The organism is Pseudomonas sp. CM27, assembly GCF_013179515.1.
Taxonomy (GTDB): domain Bacteria; phylum Pseudomonadota; class Gammaproteobacteria; order Pseudomonadales; family Pseudomonadaceae; genus Aquipseudomonas.
In genome coordinates, this window is sequence record NZ_JABMCN010000337.1 from 1 (window position 1) to 5257 (window position 5257).

4 protein-coding genes are annotated in these 5257 nt (G+C 63.1%); all 4 read right to left on the bottom strand.

Annotated features, from left to right (window positions below):
- The coding region (locus HP547_RS27120; RefSeq protein ID WP_172288510.1) for a phosphate ABC transporter ATP-binding protein at nt 1-662 on the bottom strand (662 nt) is incomplete at its 3' end.
- Between the two features lie 72 nt (nt 663-734).
- Nucleotides 735-2351: a phosphate ABC transporter permease PstA gene (gene pstA / locus HP547_RS27125; RefSeq protein WP_172229204.1), complete on the bottom strand. Its 1617-nt coding sequence runs from the start codon at nt 2349-2351 to the stop codon at nt 735-737.
- 71 nt (nt 2352-2422) lie between these two features.
- Entirely contained in the window at nt 2423-4711 is a 2289-nt protein-coding gene (locus HP547_RS27130; protein WP_172229194.1) for an ABC transporter permease subunit, read from the bottom strand.
- A gap of 140 nt (nt 4712-4851) precedes the next feature.
- Nucleotides 4852-5257 (bottom strand): PstS family phosphate ABC transporter substrate-binding protein (locus HP547_RS27135; RefSeq protein ID WP_172288512.1); only part of this gene is annotated, 406 nt, incomplete at its 5' end.

A 5257-nucleotide genomic window follows, 5' to 3' on the forward strand; every position in this document is an offset into this window, starting at 1 on the left:
GATTTCAACTCGTAGATCAGTTCTTCGACCTTCAGGGTCGAGATCGGGTCCAGTGCCGAGCACGGTTCATCGAGCAGCAGCACTTCCGGCTCGACGGCGATGGTGCGAGCAATCACCAGACGCTGCTGCTGACCCCCGGACAAGCCCAGCGCCGATTCGTGCAGGCGGTCCTTGACCTCGTCCCACAGCGCCGCACCCTTCAGCGCCCACTCGACCGCTTCGTCAAGCACGCGCTTTTTGTTGATGCCCTGGATACGCAGGCCATAGACCACGTTTTCGTAGATGGTCTTGGGAAACGGGTTGGGTTTCTGGAACACCATGCCCACCCGACGGCGCAGCTCGGCCACGTCCTCGCCCTTGCGGTAGATGTTGTTGCCGTACAGGTTGATGGCGCCTTCCACTCGGCAACCGTCAACCAGGTCGTTCATGCGGTTGAAGGTGCGCAGCAGGGTCGACTTGCCGCAGCCGGACGGGCCGATGAAGGCGGTCACGCGCTGTTTCGGGATATTCATGCTGACGTCGAACAGGGCTTGCTTGTCGCCGTAGTACAGGCTCAGGCCGGGGACTTCAATGGCCACGGTCTCTTCGGCCAGGCGCAGGCCCTGCTTGTCGCGACCCAGGGCGGACATGTCGATGCCGTGAGTGTGGGAATCTTGCTGCATGGTCAACTCCATACGCTATCAATTCGTTTCAAAGGGCCGCCCGGCTCACGGGCGGCACGCTTGCAGGCTGGGTCAGCTGTCGAGCGCCTTGTACTTCTCGCGCAGGTGGTTACGTATCCACACGGCCGAGAGGTTGAGGGAGGCGATCACCATCACCAGCAACAGCGCAGTGGCGTATACCAGCGGGCGCGCGGCTTCGACGTTCGGGCTCTGGAAGCCGACGTCATAAATGTGGAAGCCCAGGTGCATGATCTTCTGGTCCAGGTGCAGGTACGGGTAGTTGCCATCCACTGGCAGCGACGGCGCCAGCTTCACCACACCCACCAGCATCAGCGGCGCCACTTCACCGGCGGCACGGGCCACGGCGAGGATCATGCCGGTCATCATGGCCGGGCTGGCCATGGGCAGGACGATTTTCCACAGGGTCTCGGCCTTGGTCGCGCCCAAGGCCAGCGAGCCTTCGCGCACGGTGCGCGGAATGCGTGCCAGGCCTTCTTCGGTGGCCACGATCACCACCGGCACTGCCAGCAGCGCCAGGGTCAACGATGCCCACAACAGGCCTGGTGTACCCAGGGTCGGCGCCGGCAGCGCTTCGGGGAAGAACAGCCGGTCGATCGAGCCACCCAGCACGTAGACGAAGAAGCCCAGGCCGAACACACCGTAGACGATCGCCGGAACGCCAGCCAGGTTGTTCACCGCGATGCGGATCAGCCGGGTCACCGGCCCTTGCCTTGCGTATTCGCGCAGGTAGACGGCAGCCAGGACACCGAACGGGGTCACGATCACCGCCATGATCAGGGTCATCATCACGGTACCGAAGATGGCCGGGAAGATACCGCCCTCGGTATTGGCTTCACGCGGGTCGTCGCTGAGGAACTCCCAGACTTTGGCAAAGTAGGTGCCCAGCTTGGTGAACGCGGACATGCCGTTGGGCTGGATCGCGTGCACCACCTTGCTGAGGTTGATTTCCACTTCACGGCCGTTGCCATCGCGGGCCACCAGGCTGTCCCGGGCAAAGGCCTGGTGCAGGCCGCTGAGGCGGTCTTCGATGGCCTTGTAGCGGCTGTTCAGCTCGGCCCGGTCGGCATCCATGTCGGCCTGGGCGGCGGCGTCCAGCTTGCCGGCCAGCTCCAGCTTGCGGGCTTGCAGGCGCAGGCGCTCGAGGCCATGGTTGATGGCGCCGATGTCCTTCTTCTCCAGCTGCTGCAGCTCACCGTTGAGCTGGCTGGCACGCTTGAGGCGGGCCTGCAGTTCGCTCCAGGCGGCCGGGCCCTCTGCGACCACACGGCCCTGTTCCTTGACGCTGACCAGATAGCCATAGAAGTTGCCCCACTCGCGGCGCTCCAGGGCGATCAGATCGGTCGGGTACTTTTCGTCGACCAGCCAGTCGCCAACCACCCAGGTGAAGTCGCTGCCATTGAGGTCGCGGTTACCCACCTTGATCAGCTCGCGGGTCATGAACTCCGGGCCCTGGTCAGGTACCGGCAGGCCGGCCCCTTTCAGGCGCGCACGGGGTACGTCTTCCTTTTGCACCACTTCGCCGACGACGACGTGGTCAGCCTGGCCGGGCACCTTGTAGGTGGCCTGGACAAGATCGGCCGGCCAGAAGTGGCCCAGGCCGCGGACGGCGATCACCGCCAGCAGGCCGACGGTCATGATCACCGCCATGGCCACCGCGCCGCCGCTCATCCAGACGCCTGGGGCGCCGCTCTTGAACCAGCCTTTGAGGGAATCCTTTTTCACGGATCGCTACCTTTCTATCAAAGCGACGAGTATTTCTTGCGCAGACGCTGGCGAATCAGCTCGGCCAAGGTGTTCATGACGAAGGTGAACATCAGCAGCACCAGGGCGGCCAGGAACAGCACGCGATAGTGGCTGCCGCCGACTTCCGATTCGGGCATTTCCACGGCCACGTTGGCGGCCAGGGTGCGCATGCCCTCGAACAGGTTCATCTCCATCACCGGGGTATTGCCGGTGGCCATCAGCACGATCATGGTCTCGCCCACCGCACGGCCCATGCCGATCATCAGCGCCGAGAAGATGCCCGGGCTGGCAGTGAGGATGACCACGCGGGTCAGGGTCTGCCAAGGCGTTGCCCCCAGCGCCAGCGAACCGAGAGTAAGGCTGCGCGGCACGCTGAACACGGCGTCTTCGGCAATCGAGTAGATGTTGGGGATGACCGCGAAACCCATGGCGATACCCACGACCAGGGCGTTGCGTTGGTCATAGGTGATCCCCAGGTCGTTGGTAATCCACAAGCGCATGTCGCCGCCGAAGAACCAGCTTTCCATGTGCGGGCTCATGGTCAGCGCGAACCAGCCGGTGAACAGGATGACCGGGATCAGGATCGCCGCTTCCCAGCCATCCGGCACCCGCAGGCGGATCGACTCGGGCAGGCGGCTCCAGGTGAAGCCGGCCAGCAGGATGCCGAGCGGCATCAGCAGGAACAGGCTGAACACACCTGGCAGGTGGCCCTCAAGGTACGGGGCCAGGAACAGGCCGGCGAAGAAGCCGAGGATCACCGTTGGCATCGCTTCCATCAGCTCGATCACCGGCTTGACCTTGCGGCGCATGCCGGGGGCCATGAAATAGGCGGTGTAGATGGCCGCAGCAATGGCCAGCGGCGCAGCCAGGATCATTGCGTAGAACGCGGCCTTCAGGGTGCCGAAGGTCAGCGGCGACAGGCTGAGCTTGGGTTCGAAGTCGGTGTTCGAGGCGGTCGATTGCCAGACGTACTTGGGCTCGTCGTAGTTCTCGTACCAGACCTTGCCCCACAGCGCGCTGAAGGATACTTCAGGGTGCGGGTTGCGCAGGCTCAAGGGCAGCAGCTTGCCGCCTTGCTCGATGATGATGCGGTTGGCCCGCGGCGACAGGGCCAGGATGCCCGGGCCATCGGCCACCGGCTCGACCAGCAGGGTGCGGTGTGCGGTGCTGTGGAACACGCCCAGATTGCCCTCGGCGTCCAGGGCGATGAAGCCCTTGCGGCGCTCTTCGGCATCAATCTGCACAATCGGTGCCTTGTCCATCTGGAAGGTGCGGATCTGCTTGAAACGCGACTCGCCGTCCGGATCACGGGCCATGAACCATTGGGCCAGGCCACCTTTGGAGTCGCCGATGATCAGTGAGATGCCGCCCACCAGCTGAGCCGTGGCGGTGATTTCGGTGTCAGCGCTTTCAGACAACTTGTAGCGGCCATTGAGGCTCTTGTCGCGCAGGCTGAACACGTCCGCGGTAGCGCGGCCGTTGATTACGTACAGCCACTGCTGGCGCGGGTCGATGAAGATGTTCTTCACCGCTTCGGTCATCTGCGGCAAGACGATGCGGTTCTGCTCGGTGGTGACCTCTCCGGTCATCATGTTTTCCGTGCGGGTCAGCTCCATCACCTGCAAGTGCGCGCCGGTGGAGCCGGCCAGCAGCAGGGTGTCATTGTTGACGTTGACAGTGACGTGCTCCAGCCCACGGCCCTGCTCGTCGAGCACGAACGGCTGCTCGCCGTAGGGGTAATCGATGCCGGGAGTGATGGTTTTCTTGTTGTCCGGGTAGGTGATCTTGTAGGTGTGGTGGAACACCAGCGCCTGACCATTGGACAAGCCCAGCACCACCAGCGGGCTGCCCGGCACATCGGTACTGATCGATGTAACCTGGGTATCTGCCGGTACCGCCAAATCGACACGCTTGAGCTCGCTACCGGTCTTGGTGTCGAAAAACAATGCCTGGCCCTTGTCCGAAACGCGCATGCCCACCAGGTTCTGCTCTTCAAGCGCGATCATCAGCGGCTTGCCGGCATCCTGCTGCAGCCAGGTCGGCTCCAGGGCCTTCTTGCTGGTCAGCTCGGCGCCCTGGAACAGTGGCAGCACAACGTAGGCCAGGTAGAAGAAGATCAGGGTGATTGCCGCCAACACGGCAAGCCCGCCCACCAGTACGTACCAGCGGGTCAGGCGATCCTTCAGTGCGCGCATGCGGCGCTTGCGTTGCAACTCGGGCGTATTGAAATCAATGCGCACGGGCTGGGAGTTTTGAGTCATGGTGGAGTTGGCCAGATCATTCATGCGCACACCCTAGCGGTCCCGTGTGACAAAAACATTACAAAGTGGTGACGCACGAAAGCCCGCCGCTCAGGATACCTGGGCGTCGGACTGGAAATTCGTGGACGAGGCCGGGCAGCTGCGCCGGCCTCCTCCTCAGTTACTTACTTCTTTGCGACGTTACCGGCGTGGGACAGGCCCAGGTCAGCCAGGGTCTTGTCGACCACTTTGGCCGGCAGTGGAATGTAGCCATCCTTGACCACGACCTGCTGGCCAGCTTGCGACAGCACCAGCTTGACGAACTCGGCTTCCAGCGGGGCCAGAGGCTTGTTCGGGGCCTTGTTGACGTACACGTACAGGAAGCGCGACAGCGGGTAGCTGCCGTTCAGGGCGTTGGCTTCGTTGTCTTCAACGAACTCGCCGCCTTCTTTCTTGGCCAGGGCTACGGTCTTGACGCTGGCGGTCTTGTAGCCGATACCCGAGTAGCCGATGCCGTTCAGCGACGAGCTGATCGACTGCACCACCGAAGCCGAGCCAGGCTGTTCGTTGACGTTAGGCTTGAAGTCGCCT